The following is a 26078-nucleotide window of genomic DNA, read 5'->3' as shown; positions in this document are numbered from 1 at the left end:
AGATCGCGGGAGCAGCCTCTGGCACGTCAACGAGAGTCCGATTCGAGCCAGGAGAGATCACATGAACGCCATTGCCAAGGTCGGTGCGTTCGCCGGAGCCGTCGTTGCCCTCGGCGGCCTGGGTTCCGCCGTGGGCGCCACCGTCGGCCCGCTCGGCGAGCCGGAGCGTGCCGGCCATCAGAAGCACGAGGCGGCGGGCGGTGGCCGCGCCGGTCACGCCGGGCACGGCGCGACGAAGGCGCCCGCGGTCACCGGGCTCAACGTCAGCGAGGCCGGCTACACGCTCGACCTCGTCGAGGACCGCTACCAGCGCACGGCCGACGCCACGCTGCGGTTCCGGATCCTCGGCGCCGAGGACGAGCCGGTGACCCGGTTCGAGACCGCCCACGGCAAGAAGCTCCACCTGATCGTCGTACGCCGCGACCTGGCCACCTTCCAGCACGTGCACCCGGTGATGGCCGCCGATGGCACCTGGTCGGTCGACGCCGACCTGGCCGAGGCCGGGACCTACCGCGTCTTCGCCGACTTCCGGCCGGCAGCCGAGGACGAGGGCCTGACCCTGGGACAGGACCTCTTCGTCGGCGGCCCCCACGAGCCGCGGCCGCTGCCTCCGGCCGCCACCACCAGCACGGTCAGCCCCTACCAGGTGGACCTGGACGGTCACCTGGTCGCCGGGAAGACCTCGCGCCTCACCCTGACCGTGACGAAGGACGGCGAACCGGTCACCGACCTGGAGCCCTACCTCGAGGCGTACGGCCACCTGGTCGCGCTCCGCGACGGCGACCTGGCCTACCTCCACGTCCACCCCGAAGGAGCCCCCGGCGACGGGCGCACCGAGCCCGGCCCGGAGATCACCTTCTCCGCCGAGGTGCCCTCGGCCGGGACGTACCGGCTGTTCCTCGACTTCCAGCACGCAGGCGAGGTCCGGACCGCTGCCTTCACCGCCGAGGCCCACTGACTCCCTGCCTGAGCAGGGTCCACCACAGAGAGAGGAAAGCACCATGTGCAGCACCACCTACACCGTTTCCGGGATGACCTGCGGCCACTGCGTCGGCTCCGTCAAGGAGGAGGTCACCCAGATCGCGGGCGTCTCCTCCGTCGACGTCGACCTGGCCACGGGCCAGGTGACCGTCACCTCCGAGAACGAGCTCGACCCCGCGCTGGTTCAGCGCGCGGTCGAGGAGGCCGGCTACCAGCTGGCCGGCTGAGCCATCCGCGTCGGCTCCCCTGCGCGGGGAGCCGACGCGCAGTTCGATCCACCCACCCGAAGGACACCAGTGATGACCGTCTCCGGAACCTCTGCCCCCACGACCGACTTCGAGCTCGAGATCAACGGCATGACCTGCGCGTCGTGCGCGAACCGCATCGAGCGCAAGCTCAACAAGCTCGACGGTGTCGCCGCCACCGTCAATTACGCGACCGAGAAGGCGAAGATCTCCGTCGCCGCGGATACGACCGACATCGACGCGGGTGTGCTGATCGCGACCGTCGAAAGCGCCGGGTACGGCGCGAAGGAGCCTCGCCGCGAGACGGCTCCGTCGAGCGGTTCCGCCCCCGACGCGGACCCCACGGACCCGGTCACCCTCCTCAGGCGACGGCTGCTGATCTCGGCGCTGCTCACCGTCCCGGTGGTGCTCCTGGCGATGGTGCCGGCTCTGCAGTTCGAGAGCTGGCAGTGGCTCTCGCTCACGCTCGCCGCCCCGGTCGTCGTCTGGGGTGCGGCGCCGTTCCACCGGGCGGCGTGGACCAACGCCCGCCACGGCGCCGCGACCATGGACACGCTGGTCTCCATCGGCACCCTGGCAGCCTTCGGCTGGTCCCTGTACGCCCTCTTCCTCGGCACCGCCGGCGAGCCCGGCATGACCCACGCGTTCAGCTTCGCCATCGAGCGCACCGACGGCCTCGGCAACATCTATCTGGAGGCGGCGGCCGGCGTCACGACGTTCATCCTCGCCGGGCGCTACTTCGAGGCCCGCTCGAAGCGCCGCGCCGGCGCCGCCCTCACCGCGCTCCTCGAGCTCGGCGCCAAGGAGGTCGCCGTCCTCCGCGACGGGTCCGAGACCCGGATCCCGACCGACCAGCTCGCCGTCGGCGACCTGTTCGTCGTACGTCCCGGGGAGAAGGTCGCCACCGACGGCATCGTCGAGGACGGGTCCTCCGCCATCGACGCGGCGATGCTGACCGGCGAGTCCGTGCCGGTCGAGGTCGCACCCGGTGACGGCGTCACCGGCGCCACCGTGAACGCCGGCGGGCGCATCGTCGTCCGGGCGACCCGGGTCGGCGCCGACACCCAGCTCGCCCAGATGGCGCGCCTGGTCGAGGAGGCGCAGACCGGCAAGGCCGCGGCGCAACGGCTCGCCGACCGGATCTCAGGGATCTTCGTACCCATCGTGCTCGTCCTCTCGGCCATCACCCTCGGGTTCTGGCTGGGCGCGGGTGCGGGTGCTGCCACCGCGTTCACCGCGGCCGTCGCGGTGCTGATCATCGCCTGCCCGTGCGCGCTCGGCCTGGCCACGCCCACCGCCCTGATGGTCGGCACCGGACGTGGCGCCCAGCTCGGCATCCTGATCAAGGGACCGGAGGTGCTCGAGAGCACTCGTCGGATCGACACGATCGTGCTCGACAAGACCGGCACCGTCACGAGCGGCACCATGACCCTGACCGACGTGATCGCGGCTCCCGGCGAGGACGTCGACGAGATCGCCCGGCTGGCCGGTGCCCTGGAGTACGCCTCCGAGCACCCGATCGCCCGAGCGATCGCCTCCGGGGCCGAGGCCCGCGTCGGCACGCTGCCCGCGGCCGAGGACTTCGCCAACGTGCCGGGCCTGGGTGTGCAGGGCATCGTCGAGGGCCACGCCGTCCTCGTCGGCCGGGTCCGCCTGCTCGAGGAGTGGAGCCAGTACCTGCCCGAGGACCTCGCGTCCGCGATGGCGGCGGCCGAGAGCGAGGGCCGCACCGCCGTCGCCGTCGGCTGGGACGGTCAGGCGCGCGGCGTCCTGGTCGTCAACGACGTGATCAAGCCGACCTCGGCCGCCGCGATCGCGGAGTTCCAGCGCCTGGGTCTGACCCCGGTCCTGCTCACCGGCGACAACGAGACCGTGGCCCGGAGCGTTGCCGCCGAGGTCGGGATCCCGGTCTCCGCGGACACCGTCATCGCCGAGGTGCTCCCCGAGGACAAGGTCGCGGTGGTCCGCCGGCTGCAGGACGAGGGTCGCGTGGTCGCGATGGTCGGAGACGGCGTCAACGACGCCCCGGCGCTGGCCCAGGCCGACCTCGGCCTCTCGATGGGCACCGGCACCGACGTCGCCATCCAGGCCAGCGACCTGACCCTGGTCCGCGGTGACCTGCGGGTCGCCGCCGACGCGATCCGGCTCTCGCGGCGCACCCTGGCCACGATCAAGGGCAACCTGTTCTGGGCGTTCGCCTACAACGTCGCGGCCATCCCGCTGGCGGTGGCCGGACTGCTCAACCCGATGCTGGCCGGTGCCGCGATGGCCTTCTCGTCGGTGTTCGTGGTGAGCAACAGCCTCCGGCTGCGCCGCTTCCGCTGATCCCCGGCGCCGCCCCGCTTAGGCTCCTGAGCATGGACCATCGGGTGATGCTCATCGTCGGGGCGGCGCTGGCGATCATGATCGCGGCGTCGGTGTTCGCGCGGCGTACGGGGGTGGCGGCGCCGCTGCTCCTCGTGGGGCTCGGGATCGGGGCGAGCTATCTGCCCGGGGTGCCGGAGATCGAGCTCGACCCGGAGCTGATCCTGGCCGGCGTACTGCCGCCGTTGCTCTACTCCGCCGCGGTCAACCTGCCGGTGATCGACTTCCGGCGGAACCTCCGGCTGATCAGCTGGCTCTCGGTCGTGATGGTGATCGTCTCGGCGCTGGTGATCGGGGCGGTCGTCCACTGGTTGTTCCCGGAGATCTCCTTCCCGCTCGCGGTGGCGCTCGGCGCGGTCGTCAGTCCCACCGACGCGGTGGCGGCAACGGCGATCGGGCGCCGGGCCGGGCTGCCGCCGCGGGTGATGACGGTGCTGGAGGGCGAGAGCCTGGTCAACGACGCCTCCGCCCTCGTCGTCCTCCGGACGGCCGTCGCGGGGATCGCGGTGGCCGGCTCCTTCTCGCTGTGGCGTACGACGCTCGAGTTCGGCTGGGCGGTGCTGGGCGCGGTCGTGATCGGCGGTGTGGTCGGCTGGATCACCGTGCTGCTCCGCCAGCGCCTGGACGATCCGGTGCTCAACACGACGATCTCGTTGGCGGTGCCGTTCCTCGCCTACTTCCCGGCCGAGGAACTGAACGCGTCCGGTGTGCTCGCGGTCGTCATCGCCGGGCTGGTGACGGGCGGTCTCGGCAGCCGCCGGTTCAGCGCTCGCGACCGCGAGACCCAGGCCACCACCTGGACGACCTTCAGCTTCATCCTGGAGAGCGGCGTCTTCCTGGCGATGGGCTACCAGCTGCCGGACTTCGTCGATGCCGCCCAGGGCGAGACCACGCCCGGAGAGATGGCCGCGCTCGTCCTGATCATCGTGGGCCTGCTGGTCGTGCTCCGGTTCGCCGGTCTCGCCGGCCCCGCGCTCCGGGACCGGGACGAGAGCCAGGACGAGGTACGCAGCCGCCTGGACCAGTTCGAGGAGAAGCTCGACTCGCTGACCCCCGCGGACGACCGCGAGGACGCCCGGGTCACCGCGGCGAGGCACCGGTTGGCGCGCGGCCGGGCGGACATCGACTTCGAGGAGCGGGAGCCGATCACCCGGCGCGGCTACCTGACGATCGGCTGGGCCGGGATGCGCGGCGTCGTCACGGTCGCGGCGGCCCAGACCATCCCGGCCGGCACCTCGCACCGGGCGACCGTCGTGCTCGCCGCGTTCCTGGTCGCACTCATCACCCTCGTGTTCTTCGGCCTCACCCTCCCGACCGTGATCCGCCGGTTGCGCTTCTCCCCGGAGAGCGCCAAGGACAGGCACGACGCGTTCCGCGCCCTGTTGCGTCAGGTCGGTGAGTCGGCCGTCGACACCCTCGGGCCGCTGGAGTCGCAGACCATCGACGGCGAGCCGATCGACCCGAAGCTGGTGACCAAGCTCAAGGACCGCATCCTCCCGCGGGTGCTCGCGGGCGTGCAGGAGGCGCCGAGACTCCGTCCGGCGGTGATGGAGCAGACGATGATCCTGCAGATGCGCTACCTCGATGCGATGCGCGAGGCGCTCGCGACCGAGCGCAGCATCGGGGCCTACAGCTCCCACACCTACCGGAGGGTCGAGTCGATCCTCGACGACATGGAGAAGCGCCTCGAGGTGTAGTCATCCCTGACGTGCGTCGTAGGCGCGTCGCTTCTCGTCGATGAGCGGGTTGTGCCGGATCGCCCACTCGGCCAAGGAGACGGCGGGGCCGACGAGCGTCCTGCCCATGCCGGTCAGCTCGTACTCGACCCGCGGTGGCACCTCCGGGTAGCTCGTGCGGGTCACCAGCCCGTCGCGTTCCAGATGGCGCAGGGTGAGCGTGAGCATGCGCTGAGAGATGCCCGGGACGCGCTGCTTCAGATCGCCGAACCGCAGCCGACCGCCGTCGAGCGTGGCGATCACCAACAGACTCCACTTGTCGCCGATGCGGTCGAGGATGCCGCGGATCGCGCTCCCCCCATCGCCCCTGATCAGACAGGCCTTCTCGTAGTCCGCCATACGCCCGCTCCTGCCGTCTCCGTGCCTCGCGCGGCTACTCCCTCGCTCGGCGCGAGCGGACGAGCAAGCTCGCCGCTCGACCTCGCTCTGGTCGTCTCAGGCACATCGATGTGCCTTTTGTACGCCTCTCGAAACCCGTCCATGCTGGGCTCTCGATCGGTCAGTTACTCATAGTAACCAGGGAGTTCGCATGGTCGTCGCATACTGGGTCGTCGCGGGATTGCTCGCGGTGTTCTACCTCTACTCGGGCGGGATCAAGATTCTCCGGAGCCAGGAGCAGCTGGCTCCGATGATGGCGTGGGCCGGCACCGCGATCCCGATGTCGGGAGTACGGGCGATCGGGGTGGTGGAGGTCGCCGGCGCGCTCGGGCTCGTCCTCCCGCCGTTGACCGGCATCGCCCCCGGCATGGCGATCTGGGCGGCGGCAGGGCTGGCCGTGGTGCAGGTGCTCGCCACGATCTTCCATCTCTCCCGCGGAGAGCGAAAGGACCTGTGGCTCAACGGTGTGCTGGTCCTGGTCGCCCTGGCCGCGCTGGTCCTGGCTGTCGGCCGCTAGCCCGGGTTTGACCGGGTCAGACGGTCTCGAAGCCGGCCATCATCGCCATGTCCTCGTGCTCCAGGTTGTGGCAATGGATGAGGAACCTGCCGGCGTACTTCTCGAACTTCACTCGGACCCGGACGGCCTCGTAGGGACGTACGTCGACGGTGTCCTTCCAGCCGAGGTGCATCGGACCCGGGCCGCGGTTGCCGCGCCGCAGGACCTGGAAGGGCGAGAGGTGGACGTGGACGGGGTGGTGTGCGTCGGTGAAGAACTCCCAGATCTCGGTGGACTCCAGCGGCACCCGGGCCTGCGGCACCGCGGGGTCGAACGGCTTGCCGTTGATCCCCCAGCCCCGGCGGCCGTGCACGCTCGCCTGGCGGAAGTGCCACCGGCGGACGACCGCACCGTCGGGCTTCTCGGGCTCGGGTAGGTCGGCGAGCATCGTCGGGATCCGGACGTCGTCGGTCGCGCGCCGGCCGATCCGGAACCGCATCACCTGAGCGGTGCGGCCGGTGCCGAGACGGTTGCGCATCTCGACCGTCGTCCCCGGCGCGAGCGATCGGAAGTCGACGACGACGTCGAACCGCTCGCCCGAAGCCATCGTGATCTCTTCGTGCTCGACGGGGGCGGCGAGCAGCCCGCCGTCGGAGCCGATCTGGGTGAGGTTCATGGGCCGCCCGTCCGAGGCCCGCAGACTCAGTGAGTAGCGGCGCGCGTTGGAGGCGTTGAGCAGCCGCAGCCGATACTGCGCCGCGTCGACCTCCGCCTCCGGCCACGGGGCGCCGTTGACGAGAATGACGTCGCCGAGCACGCCGGCCATGTAGCGGTCCTCGACCCCTGGCTCACCCAGTAGCTCCGGGTCGAGCGCGGGATAGCGCAGCGCGCCGTCCTCGTCGAAGGCCCGGTCGGCGATCATCAGCGGCAGCTCCCGCTCACCGCGTGGCAGCGAGAGCGCGTCCTCCTCGTCGTCGCGGATGATGTGGAACCCGGCCAGCCCACGCCACACCTGCGGGGCGGTGAAGTCCATCCGGTGGTCGTGGTACCACAGCGTCGTCGCCGGCTGCTCGAGCGGATAGCGGTAGTCCCGCCTTCCGGTCGTGACCTGCGCCTTCGGATCGGCCATGGCCTCGTGGCCGCCCCCGTGACCGGCGTGGTGGGAGTGGTCCGACTCGAAGCCAGGAGGCAGCAGCAGGTCCGTCGGCCAGCCGTCGCTCTTTGCCGGGGTGTGCCCGCCATGGAGATGCGTCGCGGTGGGCAGGGTGAGGGAGTTGGTGTGGCGTACGGTCACCGCCTCGCCACGGCGGGTCTCCAGCGTCGGCCCGGGAAAGACCCCGTCGTACGTCATCATCTCGGTCCGCAGCCCGGGCAGGATCTCCACCGAGGCGGTCCGCTGGGCGATCTCGATCATCCCGCCCGAGGGCCGCTTGACCGGCGGCAGCGGCAACGGCGTCTCGTACGCCTTCGGCAGCCGTGCCGCGCTGCGCAGGATGCGTCCGGTCTGCTCGGGGGCCTCGCCGCACGCGGCCAGCGATCCGGCGACCGGAGCCGCGAGGCCCGCGCCCAGGAGGGTGCGTCGCCCGATCCTCATCGCCCGGCCTCCCGCGGGGTGCCGGCGCCGCGGCGCAGGGAGGCGATGGCCACGGCCACCGCGATGCCGACGGTGAGGACGCCGACCGGGACGTGCAGCTGGAGGACCCGGGTGTAGCCGAGGATCGCCTGGACGTGGATGAGGAAGAAGAGCGCGACCGACCAGATGAGGAACCACCAGCGTCCGCGCATCGCGACGACGGCGCCCGCGGCGACCGGCAGCAGCAGCCCGAGGCCCTGCAGTGCGGCCGCGCCCGCGGAGTGGAGGCCCAGCGCCTCGAAGGTGCCGGCGAAGTAGGAGCCGATGAAGATCGGCTGCCCGATCGCGAAGAGCGCGGTCACGGCCGCGACGGCTCGGAAGCAGAAGAGGCTGATGCGTGGTCGGCGCTCGCGTATCTGTGTGGTCACAACCACGACGATATGTAGCCGAGATACCTATGACATCGGGCGTTCCCCTGACCGCCGGCGGATCCTCGTCGGGGTCAGCCCTGGTGGGTGAAGACCTCGTCGCGGGCGGTGTCGAGGCCGATCTGCAGGGCTCCGCGGAGCACGGCGTCGCCGGAGATCTCGGTGGGGACGACGGTGGGGACGTTGGGGCCGAGGGCGGCGATCGCCTTCTGCACGCGTGCGGCCAGGACCGGCCCACCGGCGCACCCGACCTCGCCGGCCAGCACGCACAGCTCGGGGTCGAGCACCACGCAGATGCCCGCCAGGCCGAGAGCGAGCCGCCTGGCCAGCTCCTCCAGGAACGGCTCGGCGTCGGGGTCGCCTCCGGCGGCCGCTCGTACGCACTCCACGCCGCTGCCCTTCAGGCCGAAAGCGCGGGCGAGGGTGTCCATCGCCTCGACGCTGACCAGTGACTGGAAGGCCGCGTGCTGCGGGCTGTCGGTGCCGTGGGGCGTGGAGGCACCCGGAACTGCCAGGTAGCCGATCTCGCCGGCACCGCCGCCGGCGCCGCGGTGGAGGCGGCCGTCGACGATCACCGCGAGCCCCAGGCCGCGGTCGATCCAGGCGAGCACCGAGTCCTTGACGCCGTGGGAGGCTCCGGCGGACTGCTCGGCGAGCCCGGCCAGGTTGACGTCGTTCTCGATCAGTATCGGCCGCTGGAAGCTGTGGCGGAGGTCGGCGAGGACTCCCGCGCGCCAGTCCGGCAGGTCGTTGGCGAAGCGGATGTCACCGGTGCGCGGGTCGATCATGCCGGGCGTACCGATCGAGAGGCAGCTGAGCTGCGGCATGGTGATGCCGGCGCTGCGGGTGGCGTCGGCGACCGTAGCCCGCACCGCCTCGACCGGGTCGGAGGCCTCGTGGGGGTCGAGCGCACCGGTGGCCAGCTCGGTGCCGGTGATGTCGGCGACCGACGCGGTGATCTGGTCGGGGCCGATGTGGAGGGCTGCGACATAGCCCGCCGACGGGACCACGCCGTAGAGCGCGGCGTTGGGGCCGCGACCGCCCTGCTGGGTGCCGACGACCTCGACCAGGCCACGCTCGCCCAGCCGGATCAGCAGCTGTCCCGCGGTCACCTTGGAGAGGCCGACGAGCTCGCCGAGCCGGGTCTTCGTCACCGGCCCGCTCGAGAGCATCAGGTCGAGCGCCGCGCGGTCGTTGGTGTCGCGGATCAGGTGTGTCCGGGGTGGTCTCGACATCGGCGGCGCTCCTTTCGAGGGTCGGGCTGGCGTACGGAATGCAACTTAACAACTGAAGGGCTTATGCCGGTGTTTGTCCACGTAGGTCTAGACGGTAACTGTAAAGGCACCTTACAGTGAGGGCTCGATCGCCATCCATCTCAACCCCCTCAAGGAGCTTGGAATGCGTACTAAGACAAAGATCGCCGTTCTCGGCGGGATCTTGCTGGCGCCCGTCCTGGCCATGTTGCCGACGAGCCCCGCAAGTGCGCACGGCTACATCTCGAACCCCCCGAGCAGGCAGGCCCAGTGTGCTGCCGGCACCGTCGAGTGCGGGGACATCAAGTACGAACCGCAGAGCGTCGAGGGCCCGAAGGGCCTGACCAGCTGCTCCGGCGGGAACTCACGGTTCGCCGAGCTCGACGACGACTCGAAGAACTGGCAGGCCACGCCGGTCGGCCGGACCCAGACGTTCACCTGGTCACTGAGCGCCCGACACAGCACCAGCACCTGGCAGTACTTCATCGGCGGCACCAAGATCGCCGAGTTCGACGACGGCGGCGCGCAGCCGCCGGCCACCGTCGAGCACCAGGTCGACTTCGGGTCGTTCACCGGCCGGCAGAAGGTGCTCGCGGTGTGGAACGTCGCCGACACGACGAACGCCTTCTACGCCTGCATCGACGTGAACATCGGTGGCACCGCCACCGACCCGGAGTCGCCGGCCCCGGTGGCCGGCGAGTTCCCGGTCAGCGAGGCGCAGTTCAACCAGCTCTTCCCCAACCGCAACCCCTTCTACACGTACGCAGGGCTCGTCGAGGCGCTCAGCGCCTACCCGGAGTTCACCAATGCCGGGGACGAGGCGACCCAGAAGCGGGAGGCCGCGGCGTTCATCGCCAACGTCGCCCACGAGACCGGTGACCTGCTCTACGTCGTCGAGCAGAACGAGGCCAACTACCCGCACTACTGCGACCCCAACCAGTCCTACGGCTGCCCCGCGGGCAACGACCAGTACTACGGCCGCGGTCCGGTCCAGCTGAGCTGGAACTTCAACTACAAGGCCGCCGGGGACGCGCTCGGGATCGATCTGCTCAACAACCCCAACCTGGTCGCCACCGATCCGGCGGTCGCCTGGAAGACCGGGCTCTGGTACTGGAACACCCAGAACGGCCCGGGCACCATGACCGCGCACGCGGCGATGGTCAACGGTGCCGGCTTCGGCGAGACCATCCGGTCGATCAACGGGTCCATCGAGTGCAACGGCGGCAACCCGGCCCAGGTGCAGAGCCGCGTCGACAACTACACCGAGGTGACCTCGCTGCTCGGGGTCGACCCGGGCGGGAATCTGTACTGCTGAGCCCCGTCACCCCGCACAGAAACCAGCGGCGTACGCAGCCCCGCCTGCGTACGCCGCTTGTTTCTGTTTTGTGACAACCGCCCAAACAGGTTCTGTTCCTGTGCCGGTGCCCGTCGCCCGGGCGCGCCCCTACCGTCGAGTAGCAACCGGAACCCCGGACAGCCCGGGGCCGGATGGACGAAGGAGCATGCTCGGTGCTCGAATCACACCTCCTCAGGTCACTCTCCGTCAGGATCGCCGCGGTCGCCGCGGCCGTCACTCTCCCCCTCTTCGGCCTGGTCGCGCCGGCCGATGCGGAGAGCCCCTATGAGCGCGGCCCGGACCCGACGTCGGCCGGCGTCCTGGACAACGGCACGTTCTCCCTCTCCACCGCCTCGGTCTCCTCGCTGGTGACCGGCTTCGGCGGCGGGACGATCTACTACCCCACCTCGACCAGCGAAGGGACGTACGGCGGCGTGGTGCTCGCCCCCGGCTTCACCGCGACGTCCTCGGCCTACTCCTCGATCGCCCGCCGGGTCGCCTCGCACGGGTTCGTGGTCTTCGCGATCGACACCGACACCATCTACGACCAGCCCGACAGCCGCGGCTCGCAGATCCTGGCCGCGGTCGACTACCTGAAGGAGGACGCCTCCTCGGCCGTCGCCTCGCGGCTGGACGAGACCCGGATCGCGGTCTCGGGCCACTCGATGGGCGGTGGCGGCACCCTCGCCGCGGCCAACCAGGACTCCTCGGTCAAGGCCGCGGTCGCGCTGCAGCCCTGGCACACCGACAAGACCTGGCCCGGCATCCAGGTCCCGACGATGATCATCGGCGCGGAGCTGGACACGATCGCCCCGGTCTCCTCCCACTCGATCCCGTTCTACACCTCGGCCACCGGGGCGCGGGAGAAGGCGTACGGCGAGATCAACAACGGCGACCACCTCATCGCCAACACCGATGACGACTGGCAAGGGCGCCTGTTCGTCACCTGGCTGAAGAGGTACGTCGACGACGACACCCGCTACTCGCAGTTCCTCTGCCCGGCACCGTCCTCGATCAACCTGTCCGACTACCGCAACACCTGCCCGGACTGATCCACCCGCTTCGGGCGTACGGAACCGGCCACCTCGGGGGAGGTGGCCGGTTCCTTGTGCCCGGCATTGGAAGATGGGGGCATGGACACCGGAAACAGCACAGGAATCCGCGTCGCGTCCGTCGACGACATCCCGGAGGGTGAGGGGATCGCGATCTCCTCCGACATCACCGGCACCGAGGACGACATCGCCATCCTGCGCGACGACGACGGCACCTGCTGGGCCCTCAACGACACCTGCACCCACGAGACCGCCTCGCTGGCCGAGGGCTGGGTCGAGGACGGCGACGTCGAGTGCCCCCTGCACTCCTCGCGGTTCAACCTCAAGACCGGCAAGGTCGACGGGCTCCCGGCCACCCGGGACACCGTCCCGCACCGGGTCGAGGTGCGTGACGGGGAGGTCTACCTGTTCCCGAACGAGCGTCCGTGACGGTCTCGTCGGTCCTCGTCGTCGGTGGCGGGATCGCCGGTGTGTCGACCGTCGCGGAGCTGCGGAAGAACGGGTTCGTCGGCGAGCTGACGCTCCTCTCCGCCGACGCGGTCCCCTACGACCGCCCGCCGCTCTCCAAGGACTACCTCGCCGGCGCTCGTGATCTCGAGTCGATCGCGCTCCAGCCTGCGGAGTGGTACGCCGACCAGCGGGTCTCGCTGGTCGGGGACACCGTCGCGGTCGCGATGCGCCCGGACGCCGGTGAGGTCGAGCTGGCCGACGGGCAGGTGCTGACCGCCGACCGGATCGTCCTCGCCACGGGTGGTCGTGCGGTCCTGCCCGCGATCGCTCAGGTACGACGGGACGTTCCTGCCGCACTACCGACCGGTAAACGACGAGAACGTCCCGTCGTATCGCCGATCCATGTGCTCCGGGAGGTCTCGGACGCCGATCGGTTGCGTACGTCGCTCGTGCCCGGGGCCCGGCTGCTGATCGTGGGCGGCGGGCTGATCGGGGCCGAGGTGGCCTCGACCGCGCGTGGGCTGGGGGTCGAGGTCGTGCTGGTCGACCCGCTCGCGCCGCCGCTCGCGGCGGCGGTCGGAATCGAGGTGGCGACCTGGCTGCACGGTCTTCACGCCGACCACGGTGTGGAGGCGCTGACGACCACGGTCGAGACGTTGCTGGAGTCCCCGACCGGCATCGCGGCGCAGCTGAAGGGTGAGCCGGACTCGCGGGAGTTCGACGCCGTGCTCCTCGCCGTCGGGCTGGTACCCGAGGCCGGCCTCGCCGAGGCCGCCGGCCTCGAGACCTCGCGCGGGATCCTCGTCGACGCCGACCAGACGACCAGCCACCCGTCGGTGCTTGCGGTCGGCGACTGCTCCCGGCTCCGCGACCACCACCGTGCCGAGCACTGGGAGGCTGCACAGCTGGACGGTGCCCGGGCGGCCGCGACGATCCTCGGGTCCCCGCCTCCGCCCGCCACCGCTCCCTGGTGGTGGTCGGACCGCTACGGCCTCCACGTCGAGGGGGTCGGCGAGATGCGGTCGCCGGACGCCGAGCATCAGACAGTCGTACGCGGCGTGGTCGGCGAGCCGCCGTTCGCCGTCTTCACGCTCCGCGGTGAGCGCCTCCTCGGCGCGGTCGCGGTCGATGACGCCAACGCCGCGAAAGCAGCGCGCCGGCTGATCGACCGTGCTGCCGACGTACGTGCATCTGATCTTGCGGATCCGACCCAGAGCCTCCGAACGCTGCTGCGCCGGTAGCGCACACAAACGAAGGACGGCGCCCCGCGAGCAACTCGCGGGACGCCGTCTTAGGGGAAAGATCTCAGACGGTGATCTGCGCCGGCTTGGACTGGTTGGCGACGCGGTTCTCTGAGTCGATGAACCAGGCGAGCTGCTCGACGCGGGTGATGATCGCGTGCAGCAGGTCGGCGGTGGTCGGGTCCTCGGAGTCGATGTCGTCGTGGATGTCGCGAGCGGTCTTCGAGGTGGCGTAGAGCGCGGCGGCGGCGAGGTCGGCGGCCGTCGCGGTGTCGACCTCGGTCGCCGGGAGCGGCGCGAGGGTGGTGTCCTCGGCGACGGTGCCGGTGCGGCCGTCGGGGAGGATGTAGAGCGCACGCATGCGCTCGGCGACCTCGTCGGTGAAGTCGCGCGCCGCGTCGACGACCTCGTCGAGGACGAGGTGCATGTCGCGGAAGTTCTTGCCGACGACGTTCCAGTGCAACTGCTTGCCCTGCAGGCTGAGCTCGGTCAGATCGACGAGCAGGCGCTGCATCTGCGTCGCGAACGCCGGGCTCGGGACGAACGCCGGGTGCGAGGTGTGGGTGGCGCTGCTCGTGGCGGTCTGCGTGGCCATGTTCGGTGTATCCCCCTGGATAGATGTGGGTCCTTCTTGGTGACACCCACTGTGCCACCTTTTCTTGAACCATTCCAGAAAGGTTAGTCTTCCCTAAGTCATCGCCGTGGCTCGCGGCACACCGTAGAGTCGGGCCGTGCCGCCAGCCGGAGACGATCCAGCCCCCCTCGTCGCGCGGGTTCGCCGCCCGGAGGTCTTCGAGACCAGCCGGCTGAACACGGACGCGCAGGTCGAGGCCTGGGAACGCCACAACGCCAGCGCCCTGATCGCGCTCTCCTGCCGGCCCATCGACGGCCACGGGTTCGACGCGCAGGAGGTCAACCTGCAGCTCGACGAGATCCATCTGGCGCGGGTCCGGGCCACCCGCCACGTCGTCGAGCGTCCGGCCAGCCTCGTCAAGGAGATCCCGGCACGGTCGATCGCCGTCTACGCCAGCCTCCGCGGCGAGGCGATCCTGGAGTACGCCGGCCGTCGCAAGGTCATCCGGCCCGGACAGCTGATCGTGTGCGACGTCGACGCGCCCTTCCTGCGGGGCTTCGGGCACGGCCTCGAGGAGCTCGCGGTCAAGGTCCCGGTGGACGCCTTCGCGGCTCGTACCGGAATCACGTCGATGCCGGAGCCGCTCGTCCTCGACGCCGGCCGCGACCAGGACCCGCACGGCCGAGCCCTCGTGCAGATGGTCGGCCGCGCCCTGCGGCCCCACGATCCCGTGCCCGCCGACGAGGGTGCCGTTCTCGACCTGATCTCGGTGATCGCCACTGCCGGGAAGGTCTCCCTGGCCACTGCCCACCGGGCCGCGGCGAAGGCGTTCATCGAGGACCATCTCGCCGACCCCGGCCTCTCCGCCACCAACGTCGCCGCGGGCGCCGGCATCTCCGAACGCCACCTCTCCCGGCTCTTCGCCGACGCCGGCACCAGCGTCCCCCGTCACATCCTCGGCCGCCGCCTCGAGCTCGCCTACACGATGCTCGCCACCGGCTCGGACCCGGCGATCCGCACCGTCGACGTCGCCGAGAAGTGCGGCTTCACCTCGGCCTCGTACTTCTCCCAGGCCTTCCGCAAGCGCTTCGGCGTCGCCGCCGGAGACGTACGCCGCGCCGCCCGCGCCTGACCCGAGTTTCGTACGTCACAACTCACTTCTCGGCGCGAAAGGGTGACAAGTCCACCAAAGTCCGATAGGTCTTCCATGCGATTTTCCGCCAACCAGACCCTGCTTCCCACCTGTAGGGGCGGTGGCGGACGACACTCTCGAACACCCCACACTCTCTAAGGAGACGTACGTGCGCAACGGACTCACCACCGGACGCGGCCTGAGCATGGCCGCCGCCGGTGTCGCAGCGATGGCGCTGACCTTGACGGCCTGCGGGTCGGGCGGCATCGACGACGAAAGCGGTGGCGGCGAGGACACGCTCACCATCGGGTTCGTCTCGACCGAGACGGGCTCCTCGGCGCCCTTCGGCGAGGCGAACAGCTTCGTCGTCGACGAGATGGAGGCCTACTTCAAGGACCACCCGGTCAAGGCGGGCGACAAGGAGCTGGACGTCGAGATCGTGGTGCGCGACGCGCAGAGCGACACCACGAAGGCCGGGACGGTGGCCGGCGACCTGATCAACAAGGACGGCGCCGACATCATCGTCGCCTCCTCGACGCCCGACATCGTCAACCCGGTCTCGGAGCAGTGCGAGGCCAACTCGATCCCGTGCATCACCACGGTCGCCCCGTGGCAGCCCTTCGCGATCCGCAGCGGCGACAAGCCGGCCGACCTGAAGTACAGCTACCACTTCTTCTGGGGCCTGGAGGACGTCGCGACGGTCTACGCCGACATCTGGGGCAAGGTCCCCAACAACAAGAAGGCCGGCGGCCTGTTCCCGAAGGATCCCGACGGCGAGGCCTGGGGCGCCAACTTCCCGGCGCTGACCGAGGCGTCCGGGGTCAAGATCGACAACCCGGGCAACTACCCCAACGGCACCAAGGACTTCTCCGCCCAGATCAGCGCCTTCAAGGGTCACGACGTCCTGGTCGGCGTCCCGATCCCGCCGGACTTCACCACGTTCTGGCAGCAGGCCAAGCAGCAGGGCTACAACCCGAAGGTCGCGACCATCGGCAAGGCGCTCCTGTTCCCGTCCTCCGTCGAGGCGCTGGGCCCGATCGCCCACAACCTCTCCACCGAGGTGTGGTGGACCCCGACCGCGCCCTACAAGTCCTCGCTGACCGGCCAGTCCGCGCAGGAGCTGGCGGATGCGTACGAGGAGAAGACCGGCAAGCAGTGGACCCAGCCGCTCGGCTTCGCGCACGCGCTCTTCGAGGTCGCGACCGCGGCCGTGACCGAGGCCGGCTCGACCGACGCCGACGCGATCACCAAGGCCCTCTCCGGCCTCGAGGTCTCCACGGTCGTCGGTGACGTCGCCTGGGGCAAGGACGCGAACGTCCCGCCGTACGTCGCCAAGACCTCGCTCGCGGGCGGTCAGTGGCGCCAGGTCGAGGGCGGGGAGCACCCGTTCGAGCTGGTCGTCGTGCAGAACTCGCTGGCTCCCGACGTACCTCTCGGGGGCGAGCCCGAGGCGCTCAAGTGACCTCTGTTCAACCAACGCTCGACGCCTCCAGCAGCGCGCCCGCCGGCGCGCTGCTGGAGGCCGAAGGCCTGGCCAAGGCGTTCGGCCAGGTCGTCACCGCCCGCTCGGTCTCCTTCCACGTGGCCGCGGGCGAGGCGCTAGGCATCGTCGGCCCCAACGGCGCCGGCAAGTCCACGCTGCTCAACCTGGTGACCGGCACGCTCCCGGTCGACGCGGGCACCATCCGCTTCGACGGCACCGACGTCACCCGGATGCCGGCGGCCCGCCGCACGGCCCTCGGGATCGGGCGTACGTTCCAGATCCCCCGCCCCTTCGAGGGGCTCACCGTCTTCGAGAACGTGCTGGTCGGGTCCACCTTCGGTGCGGGCAAGCGTCGTCGCGAGGCAGCCGCGCAGGCATGGGAGGCGCTGGAGACGGCCGACCTGACCCGCCTGGCCAACACCCCCGCCGGCTCGCTGCGGCTGCTCGACCGCAAGCGGCTCGAGCTCGCCCGCGCGCTGGCCACCCAGCCGCGGCTGCTGCTCCTCGACGAGATCGCCGGCGGTCTCACCGAGCACGAGCTGCCCGCCCTGATCGAGACCATCTCGGCGATCCGCGACAACGGCACCGGAGTCGTCTGGATCGAGCACATCGTGCACGCGTTGTTGCAGGTCGTGGACCGGTTGATGTGCCTGGCGCAGGGCGACGTCGTCGCCACCGGCGACCCACGCGAGGTGATGGCGAGCGACGCCGTCGCCGCCGTCTATCTCGGCTCCCCCGACCTGGAGGACCAGTGAGCCCGGCGAGTGCTCACCGAGGTACCCCGGTCGGCGGTTACTCCCCGTGCGGAGTTCCACGAAGCAAGCACGCGTTCACCGAGTTACCTCGGTCAGCATCCCGGGGCGCCCTGGTGAATGCTCACCGAGGTACCTCGGTCGGCGCGCACTCCCCGTGCGGAGTTCCACGAAGCAAGCACGCGTTCACCGAGTTACCTCGGTCAACATCCCGGGGCGCCTTGGTGAATGCTCACCGAGGTACCTCGGTCGGCGCGCACTCCCCGTGCGGAGTTCCACGAAGCAAGCACCCGTTCACCGAGTTACCTCGGTCAGCATCCGAGGAAGGCCGATGACCACCCTGCTCGAGGTCGACGCGATCGACGTCGCCTACGGCGACTTCCGTGCCCTGCACGGCATCACCCTCACCGTCGCCGAAGGCGAGACACTGGCGGTGATCGGCGCCAACGGCGCCGGCAAGTCCACGCTGCTGAAGACCATCGCCGGCCTGCTCCGGCCGAGCGCCGGCCAGATCCGCTTCGACGGCCACAACGTCTCCCACACCCCCGCCCACCGACGGGTACGCGAGGGCATCGCGCTCACGCCGGAAGGACGCCGGATCTTCGCCTCGCTCACCGTCGAGGAGAACCTCAAGGTCGGCGCGCACGGACGCCGGCCCGGCCCCTGGAACCTCCGGACCGTCTACGACGCGTTCCCGCTGCTCGAGGAGCTGAGGACGCGCCGCGGAGCCCACCTCTCCGGCGGCGAGCAGCAGGCGACCGCCATCGGCCGGGCGCTGATGTCCAACCCGAAGCTGCTCCTGCTCGACGAGGTCTCGCTCGGCCTCGCCCCGGTCGTGATCGCCGACATCTACCGAGCGCTTCCCACCATCGCGGAGAAGGGGACGACGGTGCTCGTGGTCGAGCAGGACCTCACCCAGGCACTCACGGTCGCCGACCGGGTGCAGTGCCTCCTCGAGGGCCGGACCGTCCTCGAGGGCGCCGCGGCCGAGGTCACCCGGGAGCAGGTCCAGGCGGCGTACTTCGGGGTCGATGCCTCGGAAGGAAGGGAGGCCGGCTGATGGACTGGATCAACGCGGTCCTCCAAGGACTCCTGCTCGGCGGGCAGTACGCACTCCTCGCCTGCGGTCTGAGCCTCATCTTCGGCGTGATGCGGATCGTCAACCTCGCCCACGGCGTCCTCGCGGTCGCCTCCGCCTATCTGGCGTTCTGGCTCGTCCAGCTGACCGGGATGCCGTCGTTCCTCACCATCGCCATCGTGATCCCCGTGCTCGCCGCGGTCGGCTACGCGATCCAGCGCGGCCTGTTCAACAAGGCGCTGCGCCACGGCGAGCTGTCGCCGCTGCTGGTCTCGTTCGGCCTGGCGGTCATCGGCGCCAACCTGCTCCAGGAGATCTTCACCGCCGACTCCCGCAAGATCTCGATCGGCGACCTGTCGACCTCGTCGGTGGAGCTGGGCGACCTACGTATCGGCGTCTTCTCGCTGATCACGCTCGTGGTGGCGGTCGCCGTCATCGTCGGCCTGCAGCTCTACCTCTCCCACACCCGCATCGGCCGCGCCATGCGCGCGACCAAGGACGACCCCGAGGCGGCCACGCTGATGGGGATCGACGAGAGGCACATGTACGCCCTGGCCACCGCGATCGCCATCGGCACCGTCGCCCTGGCCGGAGTCTTCCTCGGCATGTCGACGCAGTTCAGTCCGACGTACGGGGATCTGGTCCTGATCTTCGCCTTCGAGGCGGTCATCATCGGTGGGCTCGGCTCGCTGTGGGGCACGCTCCTCGGCGGCCTCGTGCTCGGCGTCGCGCAGACCGTCGGCGCCCAGATCGACCCGGCCTACGGCGTCCTCGCCGGCCACCTGGTCTTCCTGGTCGTACTCCTGTTCCGGCCCCAGGGCCTGCTCCCGAAGGCGGTCGTCGCATGAGCTCCACGACATCCCTCGCCAGACAAGACCTCGCCACACGAGACCTGAAGGTCGTACGCGGCGGCTGGCCCTCGCTCGCCGGCGGCGGGGTCCTCGCCGCGATCGTGGTGTTCCTGGCCGCGGCGCCGTGGTTCGTGTTCAGCCCGGGCGACGTGACCAACCTGGTCACCCTCTTCGCGCTGATCATCCTCGGCACGACCTGGAACCTGATGGCCGGCTACGGCGGCCTGGTCTCGATCGGACAGCAGGCCTACATCGGCGCCGGCGGCTATGGAGTGATCAAGCTCGCCGACGTCGTCGGGCTGCCGATCCCGGTGGCTGTGGTGGCCGCCGGTGTGGTCTGTGCACTGCTTGCGATCCCGACGTCGTTCCTGCTGTTCCGGCTGGTCGGAGGCTATTTCGCGATCGGCACCTGGGTGGTGGCCGAGGTCTTCAAGCTGGTCACCCAGGAGCTCCCGGGCTTCGGTGGCGGCTCCGGCCTCTCGCTCACCGCCTTCCAGGGCGTCGACCGGGTGACCCGGATCGCGACCGTCTACTACCTGGCGCTCGCGCTGGCCGTGCTCGTCGTGCTCGCGACGTACGCCCTGATGCGCTCGCGCGTCGGCCTCGGCCTCACCGCGATCCGTGACGACTCGGTGGCCGCGGCCTCCCTCGGCGTCGCGGTGCGGCGCTCGCAGCGCCTCGTCTACGTCGCCGCCTCCGGCGGCGCCGGCCTGGCCGGTGCCCTGATCGCGGTCAACGGCCTGCGGGTCTCACCCGACTCGATGTTCTCGGTCCAGTACACCGCCTTCATGATCTTCATCGTGGTCATCGGCGGGCTAGGAACGATCGAGGGCCCGATCCTGGGAGCGGTGATCTTCTTCGCGCTGCAGCAGCTGCTCGACTCGTACGGCACCTGGTATCTCATCGCGCTCGGCGCGGTCGCGATCGCCGTGGTGCTGCTCGCACCGAAAGGGCTGTGGGGGCTGGCGGCGCGGGGGCGCTACGAGGTCTTCCCGGTCGGTCACCAGGTTTATCCACAGGGTTCTCCACAAGTGGCCAAGTCTGTGGATTTCGAGTGATTTTGGACTGATCGGTCCGGTTTCGAGGTAGGCTCGGCGGATGGCGTTCACGACCAAGGGCATGGCCACGCGCCAGCGGCTTCTCGAGGGTGCGTCGACCTACCTCCGCAGCACCGACCCCGGAAATGCGACGTTGGACGACATCCGCGCGGCCACCCGGACGAGCAAGAGCCAGATCTTCCACTACTTCCCGGGTGGCAAGGAGGAGCTGTTCCTCGAGGTCGCCCGTCTGGAGGCCGCCCGGGTGATCGACGACCAGCAGCCGTACCTCGGCGAGCTCGACTCGTGGGCTGCCTGGGACCGCTGGCGCAGGGCTGTCCTCGCGCGCTACAAGGCGCAGGGTCCCAACTGCCCGCTGGCGGCGCTGATGAACCAGGTGGGCAGCGTCCCCGGGGCCGCCGAGGTCTCGACCACGTTGATCCGCCAGTGGCAGGACCATGTGCGTGTCGGCATCGAGACGATGCAGGCGAACGGCTCCGTGAGCGCCGAGCTCGACGCGCGACGTACGTCGGCCGCGATCATCGCCGGCATCCAGGGCGGTGTCTCGGTGCTGCAGGTGACGGGCAGGACCGACCACCTCGAGGCGATCCTGGCGCTCCTCATCACCCACCTGCGTGAGTCATCGCCCGCCTAAGGCTCCAGCCAGCTCGCGCCGGGAGGCGATCCCGAGCTTCGTGTAGATCTTGCGCAGGTGCCACTCCACGGTGCGCGGGCTGAGGAACAGCACGGCCGCGATCTCCGGGTTGGTGCGCCCCGCGGCCGCCGCGCGAGCGATCTGGGACTCCTGCGGGGTGAGGCCCTCCTGGACGGCTCCGGTCCGTCGGGGAAGGCTCTCGCCGGCCGCGGCGAGCTCCCGTTCCGCCCGGTCGGCGAAGGCCTCCGCGCCCATCGCGGCGAAGGCGTCGTAGGCCGTACGCAGCACCTGCCGCGCATCGGCGGGACGGTTCTCCCGGCGCAGCCACTCCCCGAAGAGCAGCCGCGCCCGGGCGAGGATCCAGGTCATCCACGACCCGTCGAGCTGCTCGATCGCCTCGAGGTAGAGGGCCTCCGCCTCCGCACCGGGAGCGACCAACGCGTCGACCAGGGCCTGGACGCCGCGTGCCCACGGGGCGTCGACGGAGCGGGTCCGCTCGGCGAGCCGGTCGCGTGCCTTGGTGGCCCGGGCGAGATCGCCCGTACGAGACGCGGCTTCGACCAGCTCCTGAAGCGTCCACTGCAGGACCGCGACGTCACCGTGCTCGGCGGCTCGGTCGGCCGCTTCGAGCGCCTCGGCGTAGCGGCCGAGGCCGTTGAGCAGCGTCGCCCGGCTGAATCCGGTGACGGCCAGCAGCCAGCCGAGACTGCCCTCCTCGGCCTCACGACCGAGGGCGTCGATCTGGTCCAGCGCCGACGCCTCCTGACCGCGGGACGCGGCCAGGATGACGGCGGTGGCCGATCGCGGCGAGGAGCCGGTGGCCCCACCGATGGCCTCGGCCTCGGCGACCAGGTCCGCGGCGTCGGCGAAGCGACCGGCGTGGATCAGCGCCATCGCACGGGAGGACAGCGCGTAGGGCAGCAGCGAGCGGATGCCGGTCTCACGGGCGTACGCGAGGGTCCGCTCGGTCCGGGCCTGGTAGTCGGCGTCGTCCCACACCTCGTGCACGAGGATCGCGCACAACCAGGCCAGGTCGACGTCGTTCTCGGGTCCGACCGCGGCCAGGGCTCGGGTGACCAGCGGCACCGAGGCGGCATGGCCGTCGAGGACCCAGGTCGTGAGCGCGGTGAGCAGCAGTCCGGCCGGCTCCTCACCGGCAGGTACGCCGCGGGCGGCCTCCGCCGCCCGGCGCAGCTCGTCGGCGCCGTACCGGCCGGCGTTCACGCCCGCCGCGATCGCTGCGAGGTACGTCTCGCGCGCGGCGCTCGGGTCGAGGGTCTCGAGCCGGTGGGCGGCCTCGAGCAGCGCCGGCACCGCGCCGACGCCGGCGTCGACCGCGAAGGTGACCTTGGCCCGAAGCCGCTCCACCCGGGCCCGCTGGACCAGGTCGAGCGGGCCGAGCTCGGCCGCCGAGAGCACACCGGGTACGTCGGTGAGCGCACCGCACGCGAAGAGCGCCTCGGCCGCGGCGAGCATCCGACCTGCCCGCGTGGACGCGTCCGGGGTGAGCTCGGCCGCCCGCTCGAGGAAGGCCGCGGCAGCCGCCCGCCCGCCGCGGGCGAGGGCCCGGTCGGCGGATCGCTCCAGCTCGTCGGCCACCTCCTGGTCCGGTCCCAGCGCCGCATGCGCGCGGTGCCAGGCGCGACGGTCCGGGTCGACCTCGGGGTCGGTCGCCGCCGCCAGCGCGGCATGGACCGAGCGGAGCGCGGAGGCGTCGGCTTCGCGTCGGCTCGCGGAGCGGACCAGCGGATGCCGGAAGCGCACCGTCGTCCCGATCTCCAGCAGGCCGGCGTCCTCCGCCGGGGCGGCGGCGTCGATGCCGATCTCGAGACGTTCGAGCGTCCGCAGCAGCAGGGGGAGGTCGCCCACCGGCTCGACCGCGGCCGCGAGCACCAGCGTCCGAGTGGCGGCCGGCAGCGCGGCGATGCGCCGGGCGAAGCCGTCCTCCATCCGGCTGGTGAGCGGGGTGGAGCTCTGCCCACCGAACCCGAAGTCGAGCTCGGCTCGGGTCAGTCCGCGGGGCAGCTCGAGCAGGGCGAGCGGGTTGCCCCGCGTCTCGGCGATGATCCGGTCCTGAACCCGGGCGTCCACCGGGCCGTGCAGCGCCGACTCGAGCAGGATGCGCGCGTCGGCGTCCGCCAGACCGGTGACCCGCAGCTCGGGCAGACCACTGAGCAGCTGCTCGTCACCGGGCGTGCGCGCACCGAAGACGAGCGCCACCGACTCAGAGTCGAGGCGTCGGGCGACGAAGGTCAGGATCACCTCCGACATCCGGTCCAGCCACTGGGCGTCGTCGACGACGCAGACGAGTGGGTTCTCGGAGGCGGACTCCGCCATCAGGCCGAGCACGGCCAGCCCGACGATCAGCGCCTCGGGCGGTTCGCCGGCGCTGAGGCCGAACGCCGTCGCGAGCGCGGCGCGCTGCGGCTCGGCCAACCGGTCGATGTGCGGCATGAGCGGCGCGCAGAGCTGCTGCAGACCGGCGTACGCGATCTCCGACTCGAGCTCGACGCCCGCGGCCCGGATGACCCGGCCCGTCGTGGCGCGATCGCTCAGGTAGTCGAGCAGTGCGGTCTTGCCGGCACCGGCCTCGCCGCGGACCACGAGCACCCGGCTCTGCCCGCCGCCGATGTCCCGCACGATCCGGTCAAGGGCGTCCCGCTCCGTACGCCGCCCACGCAGGGCGGAATTCTCCGTGCTCATCGTCTGCCATTATGACGCGCGCTCGCTCACCTCCTGGAGCAGGAAGCCGTTGCCGTCCGGATCGGCGAACGAGGCGAACGAGGCGTACGACCTCCGGCCGGGGCTCAGCCCGGCCAGCCGGTGGGCGGTCCCGGCGTGGGGGAACACCCCGCCGGCGTCGTGGAAGATCTCGCTGACCTCGACACCGCGGTCGAGCAGATCGCGCCGGGCCCGCTCGATGTCGGTGACGACGAGGTGGAGGTTCTGCACCGAGCCCGGCTCGGCACCCGTGATCCCGCGCCCGATGATGATGGAGGTCGGGGAGCCTGGCGGGGTCAGCTGTACGACGCGGAAGCCGTCGTCGATGTAGTCGGCCTCCTCCCGGAAGCCGATCCGGTGGTAGAAGGCCTTGGCCCGGTCGACGTCGGAGACCGGAAGCACGAGCAGCTCGAGTCTGTAGTCCATGTCGGCACTGTGGCCCATCGGACGGACGACTCGCCCGCGGTCGAGCCACTGGTGATGCGTGGGCCCGGGACACCGGTGGGTGACCCGTGGGTTCGCCAGTGTCCTTCCCTGGTGTCCGGCCAGTGGGTCTCCCGAGAGAGTCAGGGCGTCGAGAAAGACACCTCACCACAGGAGAACATCACCATGGCACTCAGCTACACCGGCACCGTCACCACCACCGGCGAGGGACGCAACGGCGGCCACATCGCGTCGAACGACGGGGCCATCGACCAGGTCCTCGCGACCCCCACCGAGCTGGGCGGCGCCGGCGGCGGCACCAACCCCGAGCAGCTCTTCGCGGCCGGCTGGTCGGGCTGCTTCATGGGCGCTCTCCGGCTCGCGGCGGGAGCCGAGAAGATCCGCCTGGACGGCATCGAGATCACCGCCGACGTCACCCTCAACCACGACGAGACGAAGGGCTTCTTCCTCACCGCGAAGCTCGAGGTGGTGGCCGGCGGGGTCGACGAGGAGACCATCCAGCGCCTTGCCGAGAGGGCCCACCAGACCTGCCCGTACTCGAAGGCCATCACCGGCAACGTCCCGGTCGAGATCATCGCGCGAGCCAAGTGACCTCGAGCGACACCCAGCCCGGGTCGGTCGACGCACTGGCCCGGGCGGCCGACGTCCTGCTGCTCGCCGCGACCACCGCGCTCGGCTGGGCCGGCCCGTGGCTCCCGTATCCGATCACCATCCACGCAGAGAGGGACTTCCATGCTTGACCGACGGAGCTTCACCAAGGCGGTCGGTCTGGCCGCCGGCACGACGGCGCTGATCGCGGCCGGAGGAGGCCCGGCCGCAGGCCAAGCGCCCCGGAGACGTCCGCGCACCCCGGAGAGCACGTCGTTCGAGGACGTTCTGCAGATCGAGGCCGGCGAGCTCAGCGTCGGGTACGTCGACCTGGGCCCGCGCGACGGACAGCCGGTCGTCCTGCTGCACGGCTGGCCGTACGACATCCACAGCTTCGCCGACGTGGCGTCGATTCTGGCCGCCCAGGGCTACCGCGCGATCGTGCCGCACCTGCGTGGGCACGGCAGCACGACCTTCCTCTCGACCCGGACGTTCCGCAACGCCCAGCAGTCCCGGGTCGCCCTCGACATCCTCGACCTGATGGACGCCCTCGGGATCGAGCAGGCGGTGCTCGCCGGCTACGACTGGGGGTCGCGCACGGCCGACATCATCGCCGCGCTGTGGCCGGAGCGGGTCAAGGCGCTCGTCTCCGTGACGGGCTACCTCATCACCAACCGCGAGACCCAGAAGAAGCCGCTTCCGCCGGCCGCGGAGTGGGCGTGGTGGTACCAGTACTACTTCGCTACTGAACGCGGTGCCCAGGGCCTCGCGAACGAGACCTACCGCGTCGACCTCGGCCGCCTCGTCTGGCGCTTCAACTCGCCCACCTGGGCCTTCGACGAGGCGACCTTCCAGCGCTCGGCCCAGGCGTTCGGCAACCCGGACTACGCCGACATCGTGCTCCACAACTACCGCTGGCGGCTGGGCCTGGCCGACGGCGACCGACGCTACGACGCCCTCGAGCGCAGGCTCGCGGCCGGGCCGTCGATCTCGGTCCCGACCATCACCCTCGACGGCGAGAAGGACCCGTTCACGCCCGCCGGCGACGGTGCCGGCTACCGCGACCACTTCACCGGCCCCTACGACCACCGCACGCTGGTCGGCATCGGCCACAACGTGCCGCAGGAGGCGCCGATGGAGTTCGCCCGCGCCGTGATGGACGCCGACTCCCTCTGAGTCGCGCGACGAGGCCGCCCCGATCCTCACGGATCGGGGCGGCTCGCGTTGTCA

The 26078-nt window shown here is 70.8% G+C and carries 26 protein-coding genes; 19 read left to right on the top strand and 7 right to left on the bottom strand.

All coding sequences use genetic code 11. The features are described from left to right. Window positions 1-61 precede the first annotated feature (61 nt). From BLT25_RS07540 to BLT25_RS07525, 4 genes are all read left to right on the top strand, one after another. A complete protein-coding gene (locus tag BLT25_RS07540) occupies window positions 62-958 on the top strand; it encodes a hypothetical protein (protein WP_091043834.1) in 897 nt (298 codons plus the stop codon). A gap of 43 nt (window positions 959-1001) precedes the next feature. Continuing rightward, window positions 1002-1208 carry a heavy-metal-associated domain-containing protein gene (locus tag BLT25_RS07535; RefSeq protein WP_091043831.1) on the top strand — a complete coding sequence of 69 codons (207 nt, stop codon included), beginning with the start codon at window positions 1002-1004 and terminating at the stop codon, window positions 1206-1208. A 72-nt stretch (window positions 1209-1280) separates the two neighbouring features. Continuing rightward, on the top strand, window positions 1281-3551 hold the full coding sequence (locus BLT25_RS07530; RefSeq protein WP_091043829.1) for a heavy metal translocating P-type ATPase: 2271 nt from the start codon (window positions 1281-1283) through the stop codon (window positions 3549-3551). A 32-nt stretch (window positions 3552-3583) separates the two neighbouring features. Then, the gene (locus BLT25_RS07525) at window positions 3584-5287 is read left to right on the top strand and encodes a cation:proton antiporter (protein ID WP_091043826.1); all 1704 of its coding nucleotides are present in this window, start codon (window positions 3584-3586) and stop codon (window positions 5285-5287) included. On the opposite strand, the gene BLT25_RS07520 is transcribed toward BLT25_RS07525, so the two are convergent. Further along, the gene (locus BLT25_RS07520) at window positions 5288-5665 is read right to left on the bottom strand and encodes a winged helix-turn-helix transcriptional regulator (RefSeq protein WP_091043823.1); all 378 of its coding nucleotides are present in this window, start codon (window positions 5663-5665) and stop codon (window positions 5288-5290) included. A 190-nt stretch (window positions 5666-5855) separates the two neighbouring features. On the opposite strand from BLT25_RS07520, the gene BLT25_RS07515 reads away from it, so the two are divergent. Next, window positions 5856-6221 (top strand): DoxX family protein, encoded by a 366-nt coding sequence (locus BLT25_RS07515; protein WP_091043821.1) that lies wholly within the window; start codon window positions 5856-5858, stop codon window positions 6219-6221. Between the two features lie 16 nt (window positions 6222-6237). Here BLT25_RS07515 and BLT25_RS07510 read toward each other — a convergent pair whose 3' ends face one another. The 3 genes from BLT25_RS07510 to BLT25_RS07500 all read right to left on the bottom strand — a co-directional run bounded on the left by BLT25_RS07510 (window position 6238) and on the right by BLT25_RS07500 (window position 9436). Further along, window positions 6238-7794 carry a multicopper oxidase family protein gene (locus BLT25_RS07510; protein WP_091043818.1) on the bottom strand — a complete coding sequence of 519 codons (1557 nt, stop codon included), beginning with the start codon at window positions 7792-7794 and terminating at the stop codon, window positions 6238-6240. Continuing rightward, window positions 7791-8201 carry a hypothetical protein gene (locus BLT25_RS07505; protein ID WP_091043816.1) on the bottom strand — a complete coding sequence of 137 codons (411 nt, stop codon included), beginning with the start codon at window positions 8199-8201 and terminating at the stop codon, window positions 7791-7793. The genes BLT25_RS07510 and BLT25_RS07505 overlap by 4 nt, the downstream gene beginning before the upstream one ends. A 74-nt stretch (window positions 8202-8275) precedes the next feature. Beyond that, on the bottom strand, window positions 8276-9436 hold the full coding sequence (locus BLT25_RS07500) for an ROK family transcriptional regulator (protein ID WP_091043813.1): 1161 nt from the start codon (window positions 9434-9436) through the stop codon (window positions 8276-8278). Window positions 9437-9599: 163 nt separating this feature from the next. Here BLT25_RS07500 and BLT25_RS30320 point away from each other — a divergent pair, with 163 nt between their 5' ends. The 4 genes from BLT25_RS30320 to BLT25_RS07480 all read left to right on the top strand — a co-directional run bounded on the left by BLT25_RS30320 (window position 9600) and on the right by BLT25_RS07480 (window position 13533). Then, the gene (locus BLT25_RS30320; protein WP_256328497.1) at window positions 9600-10769 is read left to right on the top strand and encodes a glycoside hydrolase family 19 protein; all 1170 of its coding nucleotides are present in this window, start codon (window positions 9600-9602) and stop codon (window positions 10767-10769) included. 194 nt (window positions 10770-10963) lie between these two features. Then, window positions 10964-11842: an alpha/beta hydrolase family protein gene (locus BLT25_RS07490; protein WP_256328496.1), complete on the top strand. Its 879-nt coding sequence runs from the start codon at window positions 10964-10966 to the stop codon at window positions 11840-11842. A gap of 81 nt (window positions 11843-11923) precedes the next feature. After that, a complete protein-coding gene (locus BLT25_RS07485; protein WP_091043807.1) occupies window positions 11924-12271 on the top strand; it encodes a non-heme iron oxygenase ferredoxin subunit in 348 nt (115 codons plus the stop codon). Beyond that, window positions 12268-13533 (top strand): NAD(P)/FAD-dependent oxidoreductase, encoded by a 1266-nt coding sequence (locus BLT25_RS07480; protein ID WP_091043804.1) that lies wholly within the window; start codon window positions 12268-12270, stop codon window positions 13531-13533. The genes BLT25_RS07485 and BLT25_RS07480 overlap by 4 nt, the downstream gene beginning before the upstream one ends. 64 nt (window positions 13534-13597) lie before the next feature. Here the strand turns inward: BLT25_RS07480 and BLT25_RS07475 are convergent, their stop codons facing one another. Beyond that, window positions 13598-14128, bottom strand: a complete 531-nt coding sequence (locus BLT25_RS07475) for a Dps family protein (protein ID WP_091043801.1) — start codon at window positions 14126-14128, stop codon at window positions 13598-13600. 136 nt (window positions 14129-14264) lie between these two features. Between BLT25_RS07475 and BLT25_RS07470 the strand changes: the two genes are divergently transcribed. From BLT25_RS07470 to BLT25_RS07440, 7 genes are all read left to right on the top strand, one after another. Beyond that, on the top strand, window positions 14265-15239 hold the full coding sequence (locus tag BLT25_RS07470) for a helix-turn-helix domain-containing protein (protein ID WP_091043798.1): 975 nt from the start codon (window positions 14265-14267) through the stop codon (window positions 15237-15239). Between the two features lie 169 nt (window positions 15240-15408). Then, window positions 15409-16701: an ABC transporter substrate-binding protein gene (locus tag BLT25_RS07465; protein ID WP_091043796.1), complete on the top strand. Its 1293-nt coding sequence runs from the start codon at window positions 15409-15411 to the stop codon at window positions 16699-16701. Then, window positions 16698-17477, top strand: a complete 780-nt coding sequence (locus BLT25_RS07460; protein WP_176883682.1) for an ABC transporter ATP-binding protein — start codon at window positions 16698-16700, stop codon at window positions 17475-17477. The genes BLT25_RS07465 and BLT25_RS07460 overlap by 4 nt, the downstream gene beginning before the upstream one ends. Before the next feature lie 328 nt (window positions 17478-17805). After that, entirely contained in the window at window positions 17806-18534 is a 729-nt protein-coding gene (locus tag BLT25_RS07455; protein ID WP_176883680.1) for an ABC transporter ATP-binding protein, read from the top strand. Beyond that, a complete protein-coding gene (locus BLT25_RS07450) occupies window positions 18534-19400 on the top strand; it encodes a branched-chain amino acid ABC transporter permease (RefSeq protein ID WP_091043793.1) in 867 nt (288 codons plus the stop codon). The genes BLT25_RS07455 and BLT25_RS07450 overlap by 1 nt, the downstream gene beginning before the upstream one ends. After that, entirely contained in the window at window positions 19397-20461 is a 1065-nt protein-coding gene (locus BLT25_RS07445) for a branched-chain amino acid ABC transporter permease (protein ID WP_091043790.1), read from the top strand. The genes BLT25_RS07450 and BLT25_RS07445 overlap by 4 nt, the downstream gene beginning before the upstream one ends. A 40-nt stretch (window positions 20462-20501) precedes the next feature. Then, window positions 20502-21095 carry a TetR/AcrR family transcriptional regulator gene (locus BLT25_RS07440; RefSeq protein ID WP_091043788.1) on the top strand — a complete coding sequence of 198 codons (594 nt, stop codon included), beginning with the start codon at window positions 20502-20504 and terminating at the stop codon, window positions 21093-21095. Here the strand turns inward: BLT25_RS07440 and BLT25_RS07435 are convergent. Beyond that, window positions 21081-23798, bottom strand: coding sequence for an AAA family ATPase (locus tag BLT25_RS07435; RefSeq protein WP_091043785.1), 2718 nt, complete (start codon window positions 23796-23798; stop codon window positions 21081-21083). The two genes, BLT25_RS07440 and BLT25_RS07435, sit on opposite strands and share 15 nt — an antisense overlap. A gap of 9 nt (window positions 23799-23807) precedes the next feature. After that, window positions 23808-24242: a VOC family protein gene (locus BLT25_RS07430; protein WP_091044356.1), complete on the bottom strand. Its 435-nt coding sequence runs from the start codon at window positions 24240-24242 to the stop codon at window positions 23808-23810. Between the two features lie 183 nt (window positions 24243-24425). Here BLT25_RS07430 and BLT25_RS07425 point away from each other — a divergent pair, with 183 nt between their 5' ends. Genes BLT25_RS07425 through BLT25_RS07420 form a run of 3 tightly spaced genes read left to right on the top strand, consistent with a single transcriptional unit; the run spans window position 24426 to window position 26024 of the window. Then, on the top strand, window positions 24426-24851 hold the full coding sequence (locus tag BLT25_RS07425) for an Ohr family peroxiredoxin (RefSeq protein ID WP_091043784.1): 426 nt from the start codon (window positions 24426-24428) through the stop codon (window positions 24849-24851). After that, window positions 24848-25000: a hypothetical protein gene (locus tag BLT25_RS29775; protein ID WP_176883679.1), complete on the top strand. Its 153-nt coding sequence runs from the start codon at window positions 24848-24850 to the stop codon at window positions 24998-25000. The genes BLT25_RS07425 and BLT25_RS29775 overlap by 4 nt, the downstream gene beginning before the upstream one ends. After that, the gene (locus tag BLT25_RS07420) at window positions 24993-26024 is read left to right on the top strand and encodes an alpha/beta fold hydrolase (RefSeq protein WP_091043781.1); all 1032 of its coding nucleotides are present in this window, start codon (window positions 24993-24995) and stop codon (window positions 26022-26024) included. The genes BLT25_RS29775 and BLT25_RS07420 overlap by 8 nt, the downstream gene beginning before the upstream one ends. Window positions 26025-26078 lie beyond the last annotated feature (54 nt).

The organism is Nocardioides sp. YR527, assembly GCF_900101045.1.
In the GTDB taxonomy this organism is placed as follows: Bacteria; Actinomycetota; Actinomycetes; order Propionibacteriales; family Nocardioidaceae; genus Nocardioides.
Note: the sequence above shows the minus strand (reverse complement) of the source record. Positions and strands in the feature narration are given on the sequence as shown.

Coding starts and splice junctions, on each gene's coding strand:
- BLT25_RS07440 (WP_091043788.1), top strand. CDS start 20,502: ATGGCGTTCACGACCAAGGGCATGGCCACGCGCCAGCGGCTTCTCGAG.
- BLT25_RS07475 (WP_091043801.1), bottom strand. CDS start 14,128: ATGGCCACGCAGACCGCCACGAGCAGCGCCACCCACACCTCGCACCCG.
- BLT25_RS07540 (WP_091043834.1), top strand. CDS start 62: ATGAACGCCATTGCCAAGGTCGGTGCGTTCGCCGGAGCCGTCGTTGCC.
- BLT25_RS07430 (WP_091044356.1), bottom strand. CDS start 24,242: ATGGACTACAGACTCGAGCTGCTCGTGCTTCCGGTCTCCGACGTCGAC.
- BLT25_RS07420 (WP_091043781.1), top strand. CDS start 24,993: ATGCTTGACCGACGGAGCTTCACCAAGGCGGTCGGTCTGGCCGCCGGC.
- BLT25_RS30320 (WP_256328497.1), top strand. CDS start 9,600: ATGCGTACTAAGACAAAGATCGCCGTTCTCGGCGGGATCTTGCTGGCG.
- BLT25_RS07500 (WP_091043813.1), bottom strand. CDS start 9,436: ATGTCGAGACCACCCCGGACACACCTGATCCGCGACACCAACGACCGC.
- BLT25_RS07435 (WP_091043785.1), bottom strand. CDS start 23,798: ATGAGCACGGAGAATTCCGCCCTGCGTGGGCGGCGTACGGAGCGGGAC.
- BLT25_RS07510 (WP_091043818.1), bottom strand. CDS start 7,794: ATGAGGATCGGGCGACGCACCCTCCTGGGCGCGGGCCTCGCGGCTCCG.
- BLT25_RS07515 (WP_091043821.1), top strand. CDS start 5,856: ATGGTCGTCGCATACTGGGTCGTCGCGGGATTGCTCGCGGTGTTCTAC.
- BLT25_RS07425 (WP_091043784.1), top strand. CDS start 24,426: ATGGCACTCAGCTACACCGGCACCGTCACCACCACCGGCGAGGGACGC.
- BLT25_RS07525 (WP_091043826.1), top strand. CDS start 3,584: ATGGACCATCGGGTGATGCTCATCGTCGGGGCGGCGCTGGCGATCATG.
- BLT25_RS07455 (WP_176883680.1), top strand. CDS start 17,806: ATGACCACCCTGCTCGAGGTCGACGCGATCGACGTCGCCTACGGCGAC.
- BLT25_RS07520 (WP_091043823.1), bottom strand. CDS start 5,665: ATGGCGGACTACGAGAAGGCCTGTCTGATCAGGGGCGATGGGGGGAGC.
- BLT25_RS07450 (WP_091043793.1), top strand. CDS start 18,534: ATGGACTGGATCAACGCGGTCCTCCAAGGACTCCTGCTCGGCGGGCAG.
- BLT25_RS07530 (WP_091043829.1), top strand. CDS start 1,281: ATGACCGTCTCCGGAACCTCTGCCCCCACGACCGACTTCGAGCTCGAG.
- BLT25_RS07535 (WP_091043831.1), top strand. CDS start 1,002: ATGTGCAGCACCACCTACACCGTTTCCGGGATGACCTGCGGCCACTGC.
- BLT25_RS07485 (WP_091043807.1), top strand. CDS start 11,924: ATGGACACCGGAAACAGCACAGGAATCCGCGTCGCGTCCGTCGACGAC.
- BLT25_RS07445 (WP_091043790.1), top strand. CDS start 19,397: ATGAGCTCCACGACATCCCTCGCCAGACAAGACCTCGCCACACGAGAC.